Raw genomic sequence first — 20,926 nt, 5'->3', positions numbered from 1 at the left:
CCAGACCTCAGGTGCGCAATTGCGCACCGGGGAATCTCGAGATTCCGGGTTCGGTCCTGCGGACCGCCCCGGAATGACAGCCTGGTACTTGGGACGCGCCTAGTCGTCGGGCGCGTCCCCTAGCCGCATCGCACTGCGATGCAAGGGCCGGGACATCAGGCAGCGCGGGCGGCCTTCTTCTGCAAGGCAGCGGCGATCTTCAAATCCTCGACAAAGCGCCGATACTCCAGCACCTTGGCTTCCGGATCCGGCAGCCGCAGCAGATAGGACGGATGCACCGTCACGAGTGCTTTGCGTCCGTCGGGAAGGTCAATGAGCCGGCCGCGGTTCTTGCCGATCGGGGTGATCTTGCCGAACACGCTTTGCGCGGCGGTCGCGCCCATCGCCACGATGAGATCGGGCTGGATTGCCGCAACTTCCCGCTCGTACCATTGCCGGCAGGCTCGGATCTCAGGTGTGTTCGGCTTCTGGTGCAGGCGGATTTTTCCACGCGGCACGAATTTGAAGTGCTTGACCGCATTGGTGACATAGACCTTCCTGCGGTCGACGCCGGCTTCCTCCAGCGCACGGTCGAGCATCTGACCGGCCGGACCGACAAAAGGATGGCCGGCGAGGTCTTCCTTGTCGCCGGGCTGTTCGCCGACCAGCATGATGTTGGCGGACTTCGGGCCTTCGCCGAACACGGTCTGGGTCGCGTCCTTGTAGAGATGGCAGGCGCGGCAATGCGCGGCCTCTTCGCGGAGCGCTTCGAGATCGTCGGCAGCAAGCTTGCGTTTCATCGGGGCCTCCGGCCGCTTCTGAGGCTTGTGCGGATCGGTTGCGGCATTGGCGATCATGGCACCGGTCATGCGCTCGGCGTCCTCGATCAAGGGCTTAATGATCGAAGCCTCGGGCAGGTTCCTCCAATATTTCTTCGGCATTTCGCCCTGCATCGCCTTCACCTTGAGCCGTGCCGGATTGAAGATGCTGGCGTAGTAGCGCCGCCAGGTTTCTTCCAGCCGATCTTCGCTCGGTGCTTCGCTCCTGCTGACGCCGGATGTGAACGAAAGTGCGTGGCCATCCCAATGCGCGCAGAGATCCGGTGTCAGGATCGACCAGGGCATGTCGGCGAAGCGCTTGGCGAAGAACGGCGCAGCGAGCTCGACGATATGATGCTCAGGCTCGAACCAGGCGACGTAATGCGCCTGGCGTTCCCGGCCGATCTCGCGGAAGCGGACGAAGGCATGCATCTTGTGCTCGTCGCGATAGACCGCTTTTGCCATGGTCGTGACCTGCGCGACGTCAGGATCGGTCGCAACCTCGATGAGGTCGTGATTGTCCCTCAATCGCCAGAGTAGGCGATAGAGGATCGCAAAACGCTCGACATCGCGGTGCAGGATGGCGGCCTTGGCCAGCTCGACGAATTTTGCTGATACGTTGAAGGTGCCGTCGTTCACCTCGAGGATCGGAGACGGCGCGGGTGGCGCAAACAATTCCACTTCGCCACCTCGCACGGTCCAGGTGATATCACGCGGCTCCACATGATGTAGAACGAGCGTACGGGCGGCTTTGCGCCAGCCGTCGAAATCGGTTTCGGTATCGAGGGTGATGTACTGCATCAGAAGCCAAACCCCAGTTGCGTTGCCTTCGGCTTGAACCGTTCGATCAGCCCGGCAGCGTCGAGCCGATGGAGCGAGGGTCGGTGATCGCTGAGGACGATGAACGGCAGCGCCTTGTTCCGGGGCACGTGCAGCCGCGCGAGATCGGCAAGACGGATCGTGTTGGTGCGCCGCGTCGCGATGATGCGTTCGACCGCCTTGGTGCCGAAGCCCGGCACGCGCAGCAATTCCTCGCGGCTGGCGCGGTTGACGTCGAGCGGAAAGCGGTCGCGATGACGGAGCGCCCAGGCCAGCTTGGGATCGATGTCGAGCGGCAGCATCGCGCTGTCGTCGACGATCTCGCCGACATCGAAGCCGTAGAACCGCATCAGCCAGTCGGCCTGGTAGAGCCGGTGCTCGCGCAGCAGCGGTGGTGCCCGCAGAGGAAGTGCGCGGCTCGCGTCGGGGATCGGGCTGAAGGCGGAATAATAGACGCGCCGCAGCCGGTAGGCGCCGTAGAGATTGGCGCTGGTGTGGAGAATGGTGTGATCGGAGGCCGCGTCGGCGCCGACGATCATCTGCGTGCTTTGGCCCGCCGGCGCGAAGCGCTGCGGCTTGGCCTTGCTCTTTGCGCTGCGGCTGTCCTCGGCCTCGTCCAGCTTCAGCCGCAGCCGGCCCATGGTGCGGCGGATCGCGCGCACGTCCTTCTCCGGCGCGAATTGCTGCAAGCTGGTCTCCTCAGGCATCTCGATGTTGATGGAGAGGCGGTCGGCATATTTGCCGGCCTCCGCGATCAGCGCGTCGTCGGCTTCCGGAATCGTCTTGAGATGAATGTAGCCGCGGAAGTGATGCTCCTCGCGCAGTTTTCGCGCGACGTTCACCACTTGCTCCATCGTGTAATCGGGGCTGCGGATGATGCCGGAAGAGAGAAACAGGCCCTCGATGTAATTGCGCCGGTAGAAGTCGAGCGTCAGCTTGACGACCTCGTCGATGGTGAAGCGGGCGCGTGGGACGTTCGAGGAAGCGCGGTTGACGCAATAGAGGCAATCGTAATTGCAGGCGTTGGTCAGCAGCACCTTGAGCAGCGAGATGCAGCGTCCGTCCGGCGCGTAGGAATGGCAGATCCCCATGCCGGGCGCGGTCGAGCCCATCCCCTTGCCGTCGCTGGAATCCCGCTTCTCGGTGCCGCTGGAGGCGCAGGATGCGTCGTATTTGGCGGCATCCGCCAGAATCTCCAGCTTGCGTTGTACGTCCATGTTTCAATCTCTTTGATTCCGCTGATGAATCTTTGGATGCGCTAATTCGATTGACTCTGCCGGCACCGTTAGCTTTATATTAGAACATATCATGAACAAATGAGCCAGCCGCTGGTTCTTATTTTCGAGAACTTCGGCACTCACCTCTGAAGGAGCGGCGAGCATGAGCGGCGCACGCATCAGCGCGCTTGCGACCTTGCGCAGCCAGATCGAACGCATCGAGACGGCGGAGGTCGTACATCAACACGATCGCGTCGCGCTCGGCCACAGCGAGGCCGACACCGCGCTGAAGGGCGGGCTCGCGCGCGCGGCGATCCACGAGGTGTTTTGCGAAGGACGACAGGGCGCGGCCGCGACCGGCTTCGTCATGGGCCTTGCGGGGCGCGTGAGCGCGCGTCGGCCGCTGCTGTGGGTGCGGCAGGATTTTTCGGAGATAGAGACGGGTGCGCTGTCGATGAGCGGGCTATCCGAGCTCGGCCTCGATCCGCGCCGCGTGGTGATGGTGCGCGCCGCCGATGTCGAGAGCGCGCTGCGCACCTCGGCCGATGCGCTCGCCTGCGATGCGCTGGGCGCCGTCGTGCTCGAGCTCTGGGGCGAGACCAGACAGTTCGATCTCGTGGCAAGCCGCAAGCTGACGCTCGCCGCGCAATCGTCAGGCGTCACCGGTCTGATGCTGCGCATGGCCGCGCAGCCACTGCCTTCAACTGCCGAAACGCGATGGATGCTGCGCGCTGCGCATTCGCCGCCGGGCTCAGCATGGAGCGCCTGGGGTGCGCCGCGCTTCGATGCCGAACTCTTGCGCAATCGTCATGGCCCCTGTGGCCGGTGGATCATGGAATGGAATTGTGATGAGTGCCAGTTCAGTGAACCGTCGACGTATCCTCAGCCTGTGGCTGCCGCGCCTGCCCATCGACAGGATTCAGCGGTTTTTCGGCAGCGCCGGGCTGGGTAAAGCCAATCATGAGCCTGATATCGTCGTCATCAAGGACAACAATGCGCTGGTGATCCATGCGCTGGACGAGGCCGCCGAGCGCCTCGGCCTGTATATCGGCCAACCCCTGGCCAATGCGCGGGCGATGTGCCCGGACTTGAAAGTGTTCGATGCCGATGTCGCGGCCGATGCGAAGACGCTCAGCGATATCGCCGACTGGTGCGACCGCTTCACGCCGCTGGTGGCGCTCGATGTGCCGCATGGGCTGTTCCTCGATATCACCGGCTGCGCGCATCTGTTCGGCGGCGAAGCCGCGCTGTTGCGGACGCTGGTCCGGGCGCTCGACCGGCAGGGCTTTGCCGTCAGTGCTGCGATTGCCGGGACCTCGGTCTGCGCGCGCACGCTGACGCGGCAGGCCACGGGAACCATCGTTGCAGATGGTGGGGAGGCGGCTGCGATCGACCAGTTTCCGGTGTCCGCACTCGGGGCAGGCGAGGCGATCACCACCGGCTTGCGCCGCGCCGGGCTGAAGACCATCGGCGATGTCGCCTCGCGCAGCTCCCACGAGATCACGGCGCGGTTTGGTGCGCGGTTCTCCACGCTGCTCGCGCATGCGCTGGGACAGGGCGATGCGCCGATCAATCCGCGCAAACCGCTGCCCGACTACATCGTCGAGAAGCGTTTCGCCGAGCCGATCGCGACCGACACCATGATCGCGATGACGCTGTCGCGGCTGGCGGACACGTTGATCGCGTCCATGGAGAAGCAGGGCAAAGGCGCGCGGCGGCTGGAGGCTGCCTTCTTCCGCACCGACGGCGTGGTGCGCGCGATCACGGTCGAGACCGGACGCCCCGTGACGCGAAGCGCCGTGATCGACCGCCTGTTCCGCGAACGCCTCGATGCGCTCGCCGATCCCCTCGATCCCGGCTTCGGTTTCGACATGGTGCGGCTGTCGGCGAGCCGCACCGAGATCGTGGTGCAGGAGCAGCGCGATCTCGATGCGCATGTCCACGACAATGACGAGATTGCTGCGCTGATCGACCGCATCGCCGCGCGCATCGGGGGCAAGCGCGTCGTCGTGCATCTGCCGCAGGACACCCATATCCCCGAACGCGCGGTTTGGTCCGCCCCCGCCCAGCATCATCTCGCCGCTGCCATGCAGGCCGAATGGCCTGTTCGCACCGAGAGCGAGCCGCCGCTGCGTCCCTTGCGGCTGTTCGACAAGCCGGAGCCGATCAAGGTGCCGTTCGCGACCGTGCCGGATGGTCCGCCGCATCAATTCACCTGGCGCCGCGCGCTGCACGCGGTGGTGCGGGTGGAGGGGCCCGAGCGCATCGCCATGGAATGGTGGCAGCAGGACGGCAAGCAGCTGACGCGGGACTATTTCCGCATCGAGGATGCCGAAGGCCTGCGCTTCTGGATCTTTCGCGACGGTCTCTATGAAGGCGAGGTGTTCGACGGTGACGGCAAGCCTACCTCTCCCGGCTGGTATGTGCACGGTCTCTTCGCATGAATACGCTTAGCTATGCCGAGATCGGCATCACCACAAACTTCTCCTTCCTGCGCGGCGGCTCGGATCCGCGCGCCTATGTGCATCAGGCCAGCATCCTCGGCATCCCCGCGATCGGCATTGCCGATCACAACACGCTCGCCGGCGTGGTGCGGGCCTACAAGGAGCTCGACAATGACAAGGTGCTGCACAAGCCGAAGCTGCTGATCGGCGCGCGCATCGTCTTCGTCGACGGCACGCCCGACATCCTGGTCTATCCGCGCGACCGTTCCGCCTATGGCCGTCTGTGCCAGCTTCTCACCCGGGGCAAGCGCGGCGACGACATCACGCGGATCGAGAAGGGCGAATGCCATCTCGCCTTCGCTGATCTCCTGGAGTTTTCGGAAGGCCAGCTTCTGGTTCTGACGCTGCCGCATCGTTTCGAGCCGGCGCGGGCGTTGGATTTCCTCGCAAAGCTCAAAGCCAGCCGCGCTGAGGGCGTGTGGCTGGCGGCGAGCCTGATCTATCGCGGCGACGACAGGCGTCGCCTGGCGCGGCTCGATGATCTCGCAGCAAAAGCCCAAGTCCCGCTGCTTGCAACCAACGAGGTGCTCTATCACCATCCCGCGCGCCGTCCCCTCCAGGATGTGCTGACCTGCATCCGGGAAAAGACCACGATCGATGCAATCGGACGGAAGCTGGAGGCCAATGCCGAGCGGTTCCTGAAGCCGCCGCGAGAAATGGCGCGGCTGTTTCGTGATTTCCCCGACGCGATCGCGGAGACCATGCGTTTTGCGGACAAGATCGACTTTTCGCTCGACCAGCTCAAATACCAATATCCCGACGAGCCGGTGCCGCCGGGAAAGACCGCGCAGGGGCATCTGGAGGATCTGACCTGGGCCGGCGTCGACAAATATTTCGGCGGCGAGATCGACGACAAGCTGCGCGCGACGCTGAAGAAGGAGCTCGCGCTGATCGCCGAGCTGAAATACGCGCATTACTTCCTCACCGTGCACGACATCGTGCACTATGCACGCAGCCAGAACATCCTGTGCCAGGGGCGGGGATCGGCGGCGAATTCGGCCGTCTGCTACGTGCTCGGCATCACCTCGGTCGATCCGACCAAGGTCGACCTGTTGTTCGAGCGCTTCATCTCCAAGGAGCGACTGGAGCCGCCCGACATCGACGTCGATTTCGAGCATTCGCGGCGCGAGGAGGTGATGCAATATGTCTACCGCCGCTACGGCCGCCATCGTGCCGCGATCATCGCCACCGTCATCCATTATCGCCCGCGCAGCGCCATTCGCGACGTCGGCAAGGCGCTGGGCCTGACCGAGGACGTCACCGCCGCGCTCGCCGACACGGTTTGGGGCAGCTGGGGCAAGGGCCTCAACGACATGCAAGTCAGGCAGGCCGGGCTCGATCCGAACAATCCCATGATCAACCTCGCGGTCGAGCTTGCGACCGAGCTGATCGAATTCCCGCGCCATCTCTCCCAGCATGTCGGTGGCTATGTGCTGACCCAGGACCGGCTCGACACCTATGTGCCGATCGGCAACGCCGCGATGGACGACCGCACCTTCATCGAATGGGACAAGGACGATGTCGATGCGCTTCATATGATGAAGGTCGACGTTCTGGCGCTCGGCATGCTGACCTGCATCCGCAAGTGTTTTGATCTGATCGATCGGCACAAGGGCGAGCGTTTTGTGCTGGCGAGTGTTCCGCAGGACGACCCGGAGGTCTACGACATGCTGTGCCGCGGGGAGTCGCTCGGCGTGTTCCAGGTCGAGAGCCGCGCGCAGATGAACATGCTGCCGCGCCTGAAGCCGCGGACCTTCTACGATCTCGTCATCGAAGTTGCGATCGTGCGCCCCGGGCCGATCCAGGGCGACATGGTGCATCCCTATTTGCGGCGGCGGAACGGGCTCGAGAAGGTGAGCTATCCCTCGCCGTCGCCGGAGCATGGCGACAAGGACGAGCTCTACAAGGTGCTGCACAAGACGCTCGGCGTCCCGCTGTTCCAGGAGCAGGCGATGCGCATTGCGATCGAGGCTGCACATTTCACCTCCGAGGAAGCCAACGGCCTGCGCCGCTCGATGGCGACCTTCCGCAATGTCGGCACCATCGGCCAATACGAGGAGAAGCTGATCGGCAATATGGTGGCGCGCGGCTACGACCCCAACTTCGCCAAAAGCTGCTTTGACCAGATCAAGGGATTTGGCTCCTACGGTTTTCCCGAGAGCCATGCCGCGAGCTTTGCGCAATTGGTCTACATTTCGTCGTGGCTGAAGCACTACCATCCCGACGCCTTCTGCTGCGGCTTGTTGAACTCGCAGCCCATGGGCTTTTATGCGCCGGCGCAGATCGTCGGCGATGCCCGCAAGAACGGCGTCGAGGTCCGCGACATCGACGTGTCCTGCAGCTTTGCGCAGAACACGCTGGAGGAAGGGAGCGGCAAATTCTGCGCAGTGCGCCTGGGCTTTCGCCAGATCGATGGATTCCACTGGCTGGACGAGGACGAGGAGAGGCTGAAGAGGGGGCAGCAGCTGCGCAAGCGAAGCGTGGATGAACACGAGTCAGGGGCGCACAAATGGTTGGGCTCTCTCCCCCCTTGCGGGGGAGAGTTGGAGAGAGGGGTAAGCCACGACCAGCGCCCGTGCGGCTCATCCCTCTCCCTAACCCTCCCCCGCAAGGGGGGAGGGAACCCATCCACCTCTCGTGCGGCCTTGGACCAGATGTGCATTGAAGAAGCTGAGCTTGACTGGGCCGACCGCATCATTGCCGCCCGCAACCGCCATCCCTTCACCTCGCTCGAGGACTTCGCCCGCGACACCGGCCTGCCCAAGCGGGCGCTGATCCTGCTGGCGGATGCCGACGCGTTCCGCTCGCTCGGGCTCGATCGCCGCGAAGCGCTGTGGCAGGTGCGGCGGCTGCCCGACGACGTGCCGCTGCCGCTGTTCGAGGCGGCGACCGCCCGCGAGCAGCCGGACGAGCACGCCAAGCCGCTGCCGGTGATGCCGCGCGCCGAGCAGGTGGTCGCGGACTACCAGACCATCCGGCTATCGCTGAAGGGCCATCCGATGGAATTCTTGCGCGAGATGTTTTCGCGCGAGCGCATCGTCGCCTGCAAGGACATCAGCCACGAGAACGAGCGGCGCCGCGTCCGCTGTGCCGGCGTGGTCCTGGTCCGGCAGCGGCCGGGCAGCGCCAGCGGCGTCGTGTTCATGACGCTGGAGGACGAAACCGGCATCGCCAATGTCGTGGTCTGGCCCAAGATCATGGAACAGTACCGCAAGGAGGTGATGGGCGCGCGCCTCATCCTGGTCGAGGGTTATATCCAGAGCAGCCCCGAGAAGGTGACGCATCTCATCGCCCAGCGCATGATCGACCGCTCGCACGATCTGATCGGCCTCGCCAACGATGCGCTCGGTCGCAAGCATCCGGTACCGGCAGGCGCCACCGTCGTCGAGCCGCTCAACGAAGACCCCCGCGCTCTTGCGGACATGCCAGCCCAAAAAATCCGCCACCCCCGCAACGTCCGCATCCTGCCGCCGTCGCGGGACTTTCATTGAGGTGAGTCGCGCGGGATGTCGCACGAGTTTGTTTGCAACGACGGCGCGCCTCATTCTCAGTCGTCATGCCGGGGCTTGACCCGGGCATCCACGTCTTTCCCAGTGTGCAGTAGCGCGTGGATGGCCGGGTCAAGCCCGGCCATGACGGAGGCGAGAGTTCGGCAAGCTATAGTCTAGCTTCCCTCAAAAATTCACCCGGTTCGAGATCGCGCCATCCACGACGAGATTGGATCCCGTCGTGAATCCCGACACGGGGCTTGCCAGAAACACCGCAGCGCTTGCAATTTCCTGGGGCGTTGCCATGCGTCCCGTCGGGTTGCGGCTCATCGCATCCTTGTAACGCTCGGGCATGTTCTGCTCGATCATCTCCCAGACGCCGCCCTTGAAATAGACCGTGCCGGGCGAGACGACGTTGACCCGGATCTTCTTCTTCGCATATTGCCGGGCCAGCCCCTTGGCCATGTGGATCAGCGCGGCCTTGATCGGGCCGTAGGAGCTGGCCGTGTCTGCCTGCGCCGCCGCGATCGACGAGATGATCACGAAAGCCGCATCGCCGCTGCTGGCGCCGCTGGCTTCGAGGAACGGTCGCGCGGCATCGAATGCATGCACGGCGCCGAGGACGTCGAGCCGGAAATTCTGCTCCCAGGACGCGGGATCGCCGCCTTGCGCCATCGCGCCGGCATTGGAGAACAGCAAGTCGACGCCGCCGAGCTCTTTTGCTGCCGTCTCGATCCAGCTTTTCAGCGCCGCGCCGTCGGTGACGTCGACCGTGCCGCCGGTGGCCTTGATGCCGCTCGCCTTCAGCTCTGCGACGGTGGCCGCCACCTGATCGGCGTTGCGCGCGCACACCGCGACATTGGCGCCTTCACCGGCCAGCGTCGCCGCAATCGCCCGCCCGATGCCGCGCGTGCCGCCGAGGACGATGGCGTTCTTGCCTTTGAGACCGAGATCCATTGTTAGCTCCTTATTTGGTGCTGCGAGTGCAGCTGCTTCGACATGTATGCTGAACTATCCAGTTCGTCATTGCGAGCGTAGCGAAGCAATCCAGAAAATGCGTCCTAGGCAACAGTCTGGATTGCTTCGTCGCAAGGGCTCCTCGCAATGATGCGGAGAGACCTCACTCCGGTGCCGCCCCCACCGGCGGACCGCCGGGCGGGCGGTGCAGGAAGGTCAGCGACGCATAGGCGCCGGCCCAGGAGCCGATCGCCGCGAACGCGACATAGAGCGCGTTATCGGTGTAGCTGATCACCGCATAGGAGGAGAGCAGGTACCAGACCGCGCTCCAGTTCGCCGCCGGCACGCGCTTGCGCGCGATCACCGCCGAGGTGAACATGACATAGACCGCGTCGGTGGCCGCCGTCGCGATGAACACGGCGCCTGCGGTGAGGGGATCGATGGCGGCCATTGCATTCCTTCTCGTGCTGATGAATGGTCGCGAAAATTAGAGCATGATCCGGAAAGGTGTGCAGCCGTTTTCCATCGCGACGAACGCGGACCGCGTTTGCGCGGAGATCATGCTCAAGCTTCAAGGGAGGGCACCGGCCATGCAAAGCCCCGCCGACATTCTGAAGGGTATCTGGACGTCCGCCGGCGGCGATGCGGGTTCGCTCGATCGCGTGCGGCTGACCGGCACCGAGCCACAAATCCCATCCTCGTTCCGTGTCGCCGTCGCCGGCCAGACGACGATAGCTGCCGCGGGGCTCGCCGCCGCCGAAATCTGGCGACTGCGCAGCGGCGAGGTGCAGGACGTCTCCGTCGACATGCGCCACGCCGTCGCCGAATGTCGTTCCGAGCGCTATTTGCGCGTCGACGACAAGCCGCCGCCGCCGGCGTGGGACGCGATCGCCGGCGTCTACAGGACCGGCGATGGCCGCTTCGTCCGCTGCCACACCAATTTCCCGCATCACCGCGACGCCGTCTGCGAGGTGCTCGGCTGCGCGGCGGAGCGCGAGCAGGTGCAGGCGGCGTTGATGCATTGGAGGGGGGAGGATTTCGAAACTGCGGCTTACGCAGCAGGCGGCGTCGTCGCCCTGATGCGGTCCTACGACGAATGGTCCGCCTTGCCGCAGGCGCATGCGCTCGCGCAATTGCCGCTGGTCTCGATCGAGAGGATCGGCGAGGCCCCGCCGAAGCCGTGGCCAAAAGGCGATCGTCCGCTCTCGGGACTTCGTGTGCTCGATCTCTCCCGCGTCATCGCGGGCCCCGTCGCAGGCCGCACGCTCGCGGCGCATGGCGCGGACGTGCTGCTGGTGTCAGGACCGGAACTGTCCGCCATTCCCTGGCTCACCATCGATACCGGCCGCGGCAAGCTCACCACCTTCATCGAGTTGAAGAGCGAGTTCGGACGGGCGCAGCTGCGCGAGCTGCTGAAGGACGCCGACATCTTCTCGCAAGGCTATCGCCCGCGTGCGCTCGCTGCCCTCGGTTTCGCGCCGGAGGACGCAGCGCAAATCAATCCCGGCATCGTCTATCTCACGCTGTCGGCCTATGGCCACACCGGCCCCTGGGCCGAGCGGCGCGGCTTCGACTCGCTGGTGCAGACCACGACCGGCTTCAATCATGCCGAAGGCCGGGCCGCCGGCATCGATGCTCCCAGGGAATTGCCGGCGCAAATCCTCGACCACGCCACCGGCTATCTGATGGCGTTCGGCGCGATGATGGCCAGGGCGCGCCAGGCCCGCGAAGGTGGCAGCTGGCACGTGCGCGTCTCGCTGGCGCAGACCGGACGCTGGTTGTGGAGCCTCGGCCGGCTCGACGGCGGACTGAATACCCCGGATATTGCGGGCGAGGCCGTACATGCTGCGTTCATCGAAGATATGCCATCTGGCTTCGGCACGTTGAAGGCAGTGCGTCATTCGGCAGTGCTGTCGAAGACGCCGGCACAATGGAGCCGTCCCGCGATGCCGCTCGGCACTCATCCTGCAGAATGGCCTGCGCGAAGCTGACATGAAGCTGACACGTCGCAAAACTTTAACGCAAACCGCAAGGGACCAGCGTTTTTTAGGTTGTTTGAAATCCCAATTCGGCACTATTAGCGCGACCGATGAGGCAGTCATTTGCCGAGATCGTCGCAGACACGACCGGGGCCCATGGTATTTGAAAAGACCAAGCGATTGCAGGTGCTTACAAAACAACGGGTGATCGCATCCGTAGTTCTACTCGCTCTTGCAGGCGCCGGTGCCTACGGCTTGCTTTCTTCGGGGCCAAAGCAAAAAAAGCACTCCGAGATTTCCAGCCAGTCGCGCAGGAATGCGCAGACCTTCACGCCCACGCCGTCCGAATGGGCGACGCTGACGATCGAGCCGGTCAAGGCCAAGAGCTTCCGAGCCGAGTATGTCACAGAGGGCAAGGTCGCGGTCGACGAGGACCGCTCGACGCCGGTGTTCTCGCCCTACGCGGGCAGGGTCACCAAGCTGCTGGCCAAGCCGGGCGAGATGCTGAAGCAGGGTCAACCGCTGTTTACGATCGAGGCCGCCGACACCGTGCAGGCCCAGAACGATTTCATCGCGGCGATGACCTCTCAGAACAAGGCGAAGTCGGCGCTCGAGCTCTCCGACATCCAGTTCAAGCGCGCCAAGGATCTTTATGAGGGACACGCCATTCCGCTGAAGGATTATCAGCAGGCGGAAACAACCCAGGTCCAGGCGCAGAACGACATGCGCTCCTCGGTGACGGCGCTGGAAGCCGCGCGCAACAAGCTGCGCATCCTCGGCTTCACCGACGAGACCATCAAGGCGTTCCAGGACAAGGGCACGATCAATCGGGAGGTCACGATCTATTCGCCGATCTCCGGCACGGTCGTGCAGCGCAAGATCGGCCCCGGGCAGTACGTCAATTCCGGCGCCAGCGACCCGGTCTTCGTCATCGGCGATCTCTCCACGGTCTGGCTCACCGCCTTCGTGCGCGAGAGCGACGCGGCCGCGGTGTGCATCGGGCAGGACATCACCGTCAACGTGATGGCGCTGCCGGGCCGTCCGTTCACCGCCAGGATCAACTACGTCGCCGCTGCGATTGACCCCGCCACCCGCCGCCTTCTGGTTCGCGCCACCATCGACAACAAGGACGGCCTGTTGAAGCCGGAGATGTTCGCCAACGTCACGATCTATTCGGCCGGCGACCGCGCCGCGCCGGCAGTGCCGAAGCAGGCGTTGATCTACGAAGCCGACAACGTCCGCATCTGGGTCGCGCGCGAGGACAAGTCGGTCGAGCTGCGCAAGATCAGGATCGGCCTCATCAACGGCGACCTCGTCGAGGTCACCGGCAATCTCAAGCCCGGCGAGCAGATCGTCACCAAAGGCAGCCTGTTCATCGACCGTGCAGCCTCCGGCAGCTGATCCAGAATGAATGTTGACGTGAATCAGGTCACGCACGGGCTCGCGTCACCTCGCCCCGCTTGCGGGGAGAGGTCGGATTGCATCGAAGATGCAATCCGGGTGAGGGGGACTCTCCGCGAGTCCAACTCTCGCCGTCCCTGCGGAGACTCCCCCTCACCCCAACCCTCTCCCCGCAAGCGGGGAGAGGGGGAAGGCCGTTGACCTGAATGGATCGTCTCGTTGCCCTCGCCGTCGACCGGCGCTTCCTGATGGTCGGCATGTTCGCCGCCGTGCTGATCGGCGGCCTTATCGCGTTCAACCAGCTCAACATCGAGGCCTATCCCGATCCGACCCCGCCGATGGTCGACATCGTGACGCAGAGTCCGGGCCTGTCGGCGGAGGAGATCGAGCGCTACATCACGATTCCGATCGAGACCCAGGTCGCGGGTCTGAAGAATCTCACTACCATCCGCACCATCTCGCTCTACGGCCTCTCCGACGTCAAACTCCAGTTCTCCTTCGCCTACACCTATGACGAGGCGTTGCAGCAGGTGCTGAACCGCCTGGCGCAGCTCGCGCCGCTGCCGGGCAACGTGCAGCCGCAAATCTCGCCGCTCAGCCCGATCGGGGAGATCTTCCGTTACCGCCTGGTCGGCCCGCCCAATTACAGCGTGCTCGACCTCAAGACCATCCAGGACTGGATTCTCCAACGCCGTTTCCGCGCCGTGCCCGGCGTCATCGACGTCACCGGCTGGGGCGGCAAGAGCAAGACCTACGAGCTCCAGGTCGACTTCAACAAGCTGGTCGCCAATGGCCTGACGCTGCCGCAACTGCTCCAGGCCGTCGGAAATTCCAACGTCAATGTCGGCGGCAACACCGTCGATATCGGCCAGCAATCGGCGGTGGTGCGCGGCGTCGGCCTGATCCGCTCGATCGACGACCTCGCCAACACCATGGTGGCGCAGACCGGCGGCAATCCGGTGCTGGTCAAGGACGTCGCAACCGTCACCGTCGGCCAGAAACCCCGTCTCGGCATCGCCGGCCTCGACGAAACCGACGACATCGTGCAGGGAATCGTCCTGATGCGCCGCGGCGAGCAGAGCTCGCCGACCATCAAGCGGGTCGAGCAGCTCGTTCAGCAGATCAACAACTCCACCATTCTGCCGCCGGGCGTGCGCATCGAGCGCATCTACGACCGCAAGGACCTGATCGACCTCACCACCCACACCGTGCTGCACAACATGGTGGTCGGCATCCTGCTGATCGTGCTGTTGCAGTGGATATTCCTCGGCAATCTCCGCAGCGCGCTGATCGTCGGCGCCACCATTCCGTTCGCGCTGTTCTTCGCCGTGATCATCCTGGTGCTGCGCGGGGAATCGGCAAACCTGTTGTCGGTCGGCGCCATTGATTTCGGCCTGATCGTCGACGCCACCGTCATCATGGTGGAGGCGATCTTCCGCCGCCTGACGCAGACGACGCCGATCTCGGAATCCGAGCATACGTCGCCCGAGATGCTGTTCGGCATGAAGAGCCATGCCATCCTCAGCGCGGCCGCCGACGTCTCGCGCTCGATCTTCTTCGCCGCGGCGATCATCATTGCGGCCTTCCTGCCGCTGTTCACGCTGTCCGGGGTCGAGGGCAACATCTTCGGGCCGATGGCCCGCACCTATGCCTATGCGCTCGCCGGTGGGCTCCTTGCGACCTTCACCGTCACGCCGGCGCTGTCCGCGATCATCCTGCCCGCGCATGTCGAGGAAACCGAGACCAAGGTGATGCTGATCCTGCACCGGTTGTACTCGCCGCTGCTGCATTGGGCGGTCGCCAATCGCAACATCGTCCTCGGCGGTGCGGTCGGCCTCGTGCTGACGACGGTGGCGCTCAGCCGGCTGCTCGGCCTCGAATTCCTGCCGAAGCTGGAGGAGGGCAATCTCTGGATCCGTGCCACGCTGCCGCCGACCATCTCGCTCCACGAAGGCAACAGCTATGTCAACGAGATGCGCAAGGTGATCCGCGCCCGGCCGGAGGTCGAGTCCGTCGTGTCGCAGCACGGCCGTCCCGATGACGGCACCGACGCCGCCGGCTTCTTCAACGCCGAGTTCTTCGCGCCGCTCAAGCCCGTGAGCCAGTGGCCCGGCACGCGCGACAAGGAAGAGCTGACCGCGCAACTGCTCAAGCAGCTCGACGACCGCTTTCCCGGCGTCGAGTTCAACTTCTCGCAATATCTCCAGGACAACGTCTCCGAAGCCGTCTCCGGCGTGAAGGGCGAGAACTCGATCAAGCTGTTCGGCAGCGACCTCCAGGCGCTGACCGACACCGCCAACAAGATCAAGTCGGTGCTGGCGACCGTACAGGGCGTCACGGACCTTGCCGTGTTCACCTCGCTCGGGCAGCCGACCATCCAGATCGACATCGACCGCGCCAAGGCCGCGCGCTACGGCCTTGCGCCGGGCGACATCAATGCCACTATTAAGGTCGCAATCGGCGGCGACACCGCCGGCGACCTCTACGAGCCCGGAAGCGACCGCCACTTCCCGATCATCGTTCGCCTCGCGCCGGAATACCGCCGGAGTGCCGAGGCGATCCAGAATTTGCGGATCGGCGCGCCCGGGCCGAACGGCACCGTCACGCAGATTCCCCTGAGCGAGGTCGCCACCATCAGCCTCGTCTCCGGCGCGGCCTATATCTATCGCGAGCAGCAGGAGCGCTATCTGCCGATCAAGTTCTCGGTGCGCGAGCGCGATCTCGGCAGCGCCATCCGCGAGGCACAGGACAAGATCGCCGAGCAGGTGCAGCTGCCGCCGGGCTCGCACATGGAGTGGGTCGGCGAGTTCGGCAATCTCCAGGACGCGATCCGGCGGCTGTCGATCGTGGTGCCGATCTCGCTGGCGCTGATCGGCGTGCTGCTCTGGTTCAATTTCGGCTCGATGACCGACACGCTGCTCGCGATGAGCGTGATTCCGATGGCGATCTTCGGCGGCGTGCTGGGCCTGCTGATAACAGGCACGGCGTTCAGCGTCTCCGCGGCAATCGGTTTCATCGCGCTGTTCGGCATCGCCGTGATGGACGGCATCATCATCCTCTCGCAGTTCAACCAGCTCATCGAAGAGGGCATGGACCGCATGAGCGCGGTGGTCCGCACCGGCGAGCTTCAGCTCCGTCCCGTGCTGATGACCTGCGTCGTCGCGGGCGTCGGCCTGTTGCCGGCGGCGCTGTCGGAAGGCATCGGCTCGCAGGTGCAGAAGCCGCTCGCGGTCGTCGTCGTCACCGGCATGATGCTAGCGCCGCTCGTGATATTGGTGACCTTGCCGGTCCTGATCTCGTTCTTTTCCCGCCGCGCGCGCTGACCGTCAGAACCCGTAGAGCCGCGCCGGATTGTCGACCAGGATCTTCTTGCGCACGTCCGCATTCGGCGCCCACACCGGCAACTGGTTGAGCAGGCGGCCGTCGTCGATCTGATAGAAAGGCGCGATGTCGGTGGGCTTCCGCCCCTCGACGCGGCTGGAATCCGGATGCGGCCAGTCGGTGCCCCAGACGATCCGGTCCGCATTGGCCGCGATCAGCGCGCGGGCATAGGGCACCATGTCCTGATAGTCGGGTGCGAGCTTCGACGAGCGATAGGCGCCCGAGATCTTCACATAGGCCTTGCCGGACTCGACGAGTGTGATCAGGTCGGCAAATCCCGGCTGCTCCAGCCCAAATGAGGCCTCGAGCCCGCCGAAATGGTCGAACACGGCGGGCACGGGCGATGCCAGCACGAGATCCTTGATCGCCGAGATCATCGCCGGCGTCGTGTAGAGCTGCACATGCCAGCCGCGCGCCTTCACGCGCTCGACGGCTCTGGTGAAGCGGGCGCGGCCGACATTGGGGTCGTTGATGCTCCCGGTCGCCAGATTGATGCGGATGCCGCGGAAGCCTTCCGCCTGCATGATATCGAGCTCCGCTTCCGTGGTCTTGTCGTCGATCACGGCGACCCCGCGCGCAGTCGCGCCACGCGCCTTCATGCCGAACAAGGTGGAGGAATTGTCGGTGCCGTAGACGCTCGGCGTCACGATCACCACGCGCTCGATATGCAGCGCCTTGTGCAGCGTCGCCATTTCTTCGGGGCTCGCCGGCTCCGGCGTATAGACGCGCCCCGCGAAGAACGGAAATCTCTGGGGGTCGCCATGAATGTGGGTATGGCAGTCGCAGGCATGCGCCGGGATGCCGAAATTGATCGGCGTTGCGGGTTGCGCCGCACGGGCGCGGGCTTTGCTGGTCATGGCTACTCCGGCGGCAAGGGAGGCAAGCAGGACGCTGCGTCGGTCGAGCACGGCTTCCCTCGTTCTTTGGAAATGCGGCTGGGACGGTATCAGATCCGCCGGGTCAGCTGCTGCGCCTAGCTGCATAGCTGCTCAACAAGGCCCGCAAGCGGACGTGAGCCGTCAACGCGTCCGACCAGGCACCGTCAAGACGGCGAGCGGTGCGGAGAGCTTGGGAGGCGCTGCGGGACGCCTATTGCCCCGACGGCGTACGCAGGCCGTGCCAGGCGTCGCGGACCTGGTGGTAATGCACCTCGGGCAGGTAGTCCGGCGTGTTCAGGTTCAGCGTCTTGACGTCGAGATGGCCGATGGCGCTGAGCAGCGTGTAAGAGGCGATCACGCGGTCGCGTTGCGCGCCGATGAGGCGGGCCTTGGCCTGGATCAGATCGGCTTGCGAGTTCAAGACGTCCACGGTCGTGCGCTGTCCGCCGGCCGCCTCGCGCTGCACGCCCTGGAGCGCGACGGTCGCCGCCTTCACCTCGGACTCCGAGGCCGAGACCGTGACCTTGGCACCTTCATTGGCAACCCATGCGCTGACCACCGCCGTGCGCGCCTGGTTGCGCACCTGGTCGAGCACAAGCCGGCTCTGTGCCGTGATCTCCTTGGCCTGCCGGGTCTGTGCCGCAGCCTGACCGCCGTCGTAGATCGGCGCGGTGACGTTGGCGACGATGGAGGCTTGGTCTTCGGCGAAGGTGCCTAGCGTCGGGTCGTTGTTGCGGCTCTTGCTTGCGCTGCCCTGGATGCTGGCGCTCGGCAGCAGCGTGCCTTCGGCGATGCGGATGTTGGTGGAGGCGACATCGACGTCGAAGCTTGCGGCCATCACCGCCGGATGCTGGCGGATCGCCATCGTCACGGCGTCTTCGCGGCTCTTCGGCAGATAGCGGTCGACGGCCTCGGCGGGCCGAAGCTGCGATGGCGCATTGCCGATCACCTGCGCATAGGTCGCCTGGCTGACGGCGAGCGCGACCTCGGCCGCGTTGAGATCGGCAAGGCCGCGATTGAGACGGGCCTCGGCCTGCGCGGTGTCGGTCGGCGTGACATCGCCGGCGTTGAGACGGCGCTGGGTGACCGCCAGTGTTTCACGCAGGAACGCGACGTTGGAACGCTGTGCCTCGACCAGCGACTGGTTGGCGAGCACGTTGGTGTAGGCGGTGACCGCGTCGAGCAGGACGCCCTGGCCGACATTGCGCAGTGCCTCGCGGCCCGACTGCACCTGGAGTTCGGCGGCCCGCACGCTGTTGGCGGTGCGGAAACCGTTGAACAGGGTCTGCGTCACTGTGACGCCGATGATCCAGGGTTTCAGGTTGGCGGTCTGGATGGTGTTGTCGGGCAACAGATTGCGCACCGATTGAAGGCCGGCGCTGAGGCTGGCCAGGATCTGCGGCCGGTAGCCGGCGAGCGCCTGCGGTACGTTCTCGTCGGTCGCGCGCTGGCGCGCGCGCTCGGCATTGAGCTGCGGGTTGGTCTGGTAGGCCTTGGCCAGCGCCTCCGGCAGGGCCTCGGCCCAGGCGTTAGAGGGGAGGGCGCAAGAGAGCGCCAGCGTGGCCCATGTCGCAAACGCGGGACCCACGCCCGATCGATGCCGCGTCACCCCGCGACCAGCTCTGGCGATACGCCCAATCATATGTTCCCGCGAAATTCCCGGCTGTCCGCCCCCGCCGACGGCGGTCCTCTTAACTGTTAAACCAGCCAAGGTCCCGCAGGCAAACTGCCGCGGGGGAAACCCCCATGAAATCCGTGCTTGTTGCAGCTCCGTCACAGCATTCTGCGGGAGCGCGGCAGAGCCTTACGCCGGCCTGACCGGTTTGCCTTACCGGTTCTTGTTCACCGGCTTGCGCTTCTCGATGAACGCAGCCATGCCCTCGGAGCGGTCCTCGAGCGCGAAAGTCGAGTGGAACAGATTGCGCTCGACGCTCATGCCCTCGGCGAGCGTGGTCTCGAAGGCGCGGTTCACCGCTTCCTTGGCCATCGCGGCCGCAGGGCGCGACATCGCGGCGATCTTCTCGGCTGCCGCCATCACTTCGTCCATGAGCTTGTCGGCGGGTACGATGCGGCTGACGAGGCCCGAGCGCTCGGCTTCCGCCGCATCCATCATCCGGCCGGTGAGGCAGAGGTCCATTGCCTTGGACTTGCCGATCGCGCGTGTCAGGCGCTGGGTACCGCCGATGCCGGGAATGGTGCCGAGCGTGATCTCGGGCTGGCCGAACTTCGCGGTGTCGGCGGCGATGATGAAATCGCACATCATGGCGAGTTCGCAGCCGCCGCCCAGCGCATAGCCGGCAACCGCCGCGATCGTCGGCTTGCGGCAACGCGCGACGCGGTCGCCGCCGATCGCGGCGAAATCCTCCGAGAACATGTCGATGAAGCCCTTGGGCTGCATCTCCTTGATGTCGGCGCCGGCGGCAAAGGCCTTATCGTTGCCGGTCACGACGATGCAGCCGATGGCATCATCGGCCTCGAGATCGTCGACCGCCGCGGCGATCTCGCGGAAGACGCCGAAGGAGAGTGCGTTGAGCATCTTCGGCCGGTTCAGCTTGACGATGCCGACCGCGCCTTTGCTTTCGACGATGATGTGTTCGAACGTGCTCATGCTCCACCCACGCTTTTGATTGGGTGGGCAATGTGCCCGCTGGCGCGATGGGCTTCAAGGGGCTGCAGGCCGCCGGAACGCGACGAGGGCGCGTTCCGGACGAGGTCCGTCAGGCAGGTACCCGGGCCGGGAAGCCGCCGGCAATCACGCCATGAGCATCCGCGCGGCGGACGCCAGCGTCAGCAGCGTGCCGACGCCGATGAAGATCTTGCCGATCAGGGAGCTCTGATCCCAGGCCGAGCTCTGGTGGCTGCTTGCCATCACCGGCGCGGGCCGCGGCTGTGCCTCGGTTGCGGCAATCACCGCCTTCTGCCCCGGCGTCTCCTGTTGCAGGGCGCGATCGATGTCGTTGAGCTGATCGGGTGCGACGACCTGGCTTTCCGCCGGCGCGACGTTGGTATTATCGGCTGCAGCCTGGACATTGTCGTTGGCGCGGTTCGTCATCGCGGAGGCGGCAGCCGCAGTCGGCGTATCCGTGGCGAGCTGCGCGTTGGCATTGGCGACCTCCGGCGGCATCTGGCTCGACACCGGCACCTCACTGCCTGCCTTGTTGTCGTTCTTGTTGCCGTTCCTGGCCTCGTCAGCACGTGCCGCGGCGCCCTTCCTGTCGGCCTTGTCGTCGGATTTCTGCGTCGTCTTGCTGCTGCTGGTGCGACGCGAGTCTTGGCGCCGGTGCTTGGCCGTGTCGGCCTGCTGGTCCGCGCTGTCCGCTTTATTGCTTGCGGCCGAATTCGGCGCCGCCTGTGCAATGCCTCCGAACAGCAAGAAAAGCCCGGCCAAGACGATCAGGGCCGCGCGTGCGCTGGCTTTCATCATGTTGACGATCTCCCCAATTCCGCCCGTCCCGGCAGCGAACAGAGACCCCGCGGCGTGACGACAGCGGGGCAGAAAATGGGA

General features: G+C 64.9%; 14 protein-coding genes. 6 read left to right on the top strand and 8 right to left on the bottom strand.

What is annotated here, in order from left to right; all coding sequences use genetic code 11:
* Positions 1 to 155: 155 nt before the first annotated feature.
* Positions 156 to 1,598 carry a UdgX family uracil-DNA binding protein gene (locus IVB23_RS08465; protein ID WP_247803207.1) on the bottom strand — a complete coding sequence of 481 codons (1,443 nt, stop codon included), beginning with the start codon at positions 1,596 to 1,598 and terminating at the stop codon, positions 156 to 158.
* Entirely contained in the window at positions 1,598 to 2,833 is a 1,236-nt protein-coding gene (locus IVB23_RS08460) for a putative DNA modification/repair radical SAM protein (RefSeq protein WP_247803206.1), read from the bottom strand. Before IVB23_RS08460 ends, IVB23_RS08465 begins: the two co-directional genes overlap by 1 nt.
* A gap of 163 nt (positions 2,834 to 2,996) precedes the next feature.
* On the opposite strand from IVB23_RS08460, the gene IVB23_RS08455 reads away from it, so the two are divergent.
* Genes IVB23_RS08455 through IVB23_RS08445 form a run of 3 tightly spaced genes read left to right on the top strand, consistent with a single transcriptional unit; the run spans position 2,997 to position 8,828 of the window.
* Positions 2,997 to 3,785, top strand: a complete 789-nt coding sequence (locus IVB23_RS08455; protein ID WP_197969200.1) for a DNA repair protein — start codon at positions 2,997 to 2,999, stop codon at positions 3,783 to 3,785.
* The gene (locus IVB23_RS08450; protein ID WP_247803205.1) at positions 3,682 to 5,277 is read left to right on the top strand and encodes a DNA polymerase Y family protein; all 1,596 of its coding nucleotides are present in this window, start codon (positions 3,682 to 3,684) and stop codon (positions 5,275 to 5,277) included. The genes IVB23_RS08455 and IVB23_RS08450 overlap by 104 nt, the downstream gene beginning before the upstream one ends.
* Positions 5,274 to 8,828: an error-prone DNA polymerase gene (locus tag IVB23_RS08445; protein WP_247803204.1), complete on the top strand. Its 3,555-nt coding sequence runs from the start codon at positions 5,274 to 5,276 to the stop codon at positions 8,826 to 8,828. Before IVB23_RS08450 ends, IVB23_RS08445 begins: the two co-directional genes overlap by 4 nt.
* A 183-nt stretch (positions 8,829 to 9,011) precedes the next feature.
* Here the strand turns inward: IVB23_RS08445 and IVB23_RS08440 are convergent, their stop codons facing one another.
* Positions 9,012 to 9,782, bottom strand: a complete 771-nt coding sequence (locus IVB23_RS08440) for an SDR family oxidoreductase (RefSeq protein ID WP_061878055.1) — start codon at positions 9,780 to 9,782, stop codon at positions 9,012 to 9,014.
* A gap of 163 nt (positions 9,783 to 9,945) precedes the next feature.
* The gene (locus IVB23_RS08435; RefSeq protein ID WP_061878054.1) at positions 9,946 to 10,233 is read right to left on the bottom strand and encodes a hypothetical protein; all 288 of its coding nucleotides are present in this window, start codon (positions 10,231 to 10,233) and stop codon (positions 9,946 to 9,948) included.
* 139 nt (positions 10,234 to 10,372) lie between these two features.
* On the opposite strand from IVB23_RS08435, the gene IVB23_RS08430 reads away from it, so the two are divergent.
* The 3 genes from IVB23_RS08430 (at position 10,373) to IVB23_RS08420 (ending at position 16,485) form a co-directional block, all read left to right on the top strand.
* Positions 10,373 to 11,773: a CoA transferase gene (locus IVB23_RS08430; RefSeq protein WP_247803203.1), complete on the top strand. Its 1,401-nt coding sequence runs from the start codon at positions 10,373 to 10,375 to the stop codon at positions 11,771 to 11,773.
* 144 nt (positions 11,774 to 11,917) lie between these two features.
* The gene (locus IVB23_RS08425) at positions 11,918 to 13,162 is read left to right on the top strand and encodes an efflux RND transporter periplasmic adaptor subunit (RefSeq protein ID WP_061878053.1); all 1,245 of its coding nucleotides are present in this window, start codon (positions 11,918 to 11,920) and stop codon (positions 13,160 to 13,162) included.
* A 206-nt stretch (positions 13,163 to 13,368) separates the two neighbouring features.
* Positions 13,369 to 16,485 (top strand): CusA/CzcA family heavy metal efflux RND transporter, encoded by a 3,117-nt coding sequence (locus tag IVB23_RS08420; RefSeq protein WP_247803202.1) that lies wholly within the window; start codon positions 13,369 to 13,371, stop codon positions 16,483 to 16,485.
* Between the two features lie 3 nt (positions 16,486 to 16,488).
* Here IVB23_RS08420 and IVB23_RS08415 read toward each other — a convergent pair whose 3' ends face one another.
* From IVB23_RS08415 to IVB23_RS08400, 4 genes are all read right to left on the bottom strand, one after another.
* On the bottom strand, positions 16,489 to 17,451 hold the full coding sequence (locus IVB23_RS08415) for an amidohydrolase family protein (RefSeq protein WP_247803201.1): 963 nt from the start codon (positions 17,449 to 17,451) through the stop codon (positions 16,489 to 16,491).
* 181 nt (positions 17,452 to 17,632) lie between these two features.
* A complete protein-coding gene (locus IVB23_RS08410) occupies positions 17,633 to 19,063 on the bottom strand; it encodes a TolC family outer membrane protein (protein WP_156504852.1) in 1,431 nt (476 codons plus the stop codon).
* Between the two features lie 186 nt (positions 19,064 to 19,249).
* Entirely contained in the window at positions 19,250 to 20,029 is a 780-nt protein-coding gene (locus tag IVB23_RS08405; RefSeq protein ID WP_061878049.1) for an enoyl-CoA hydratase, read from the bottom strand.
* 144 nt (positions 20,030 to 20,173) lie between these two features.
* Entirely contained in the window at positions 20,174 to 20,845 is a 672-nt protein-coding gene (locus IVB23_RS08400; protein WP_197969180.1) for a hypothetical protein, read from the bottom strand.
* Positions 20,846 to 20,926 lie beyond the last annotated feature (81 nt).

Origin of the sequence: Bradyrhizobium sp. 191 (genome assembly GCF_023100985.1) — a bacterium.
In the GTDB taxonomy this organism is placed as follows: Bacteria; Pseudomonadota; Alphaproteobacteria; order Rhizobiales; family Xanthobacteraceae; genus Bradyrhizobium; species Bradyrhizobium diversitatis.
Note: the sequence above shows the minus strand (reverse complement) of the source record. Positions and strands in the feature narration are given on the sequence as shown.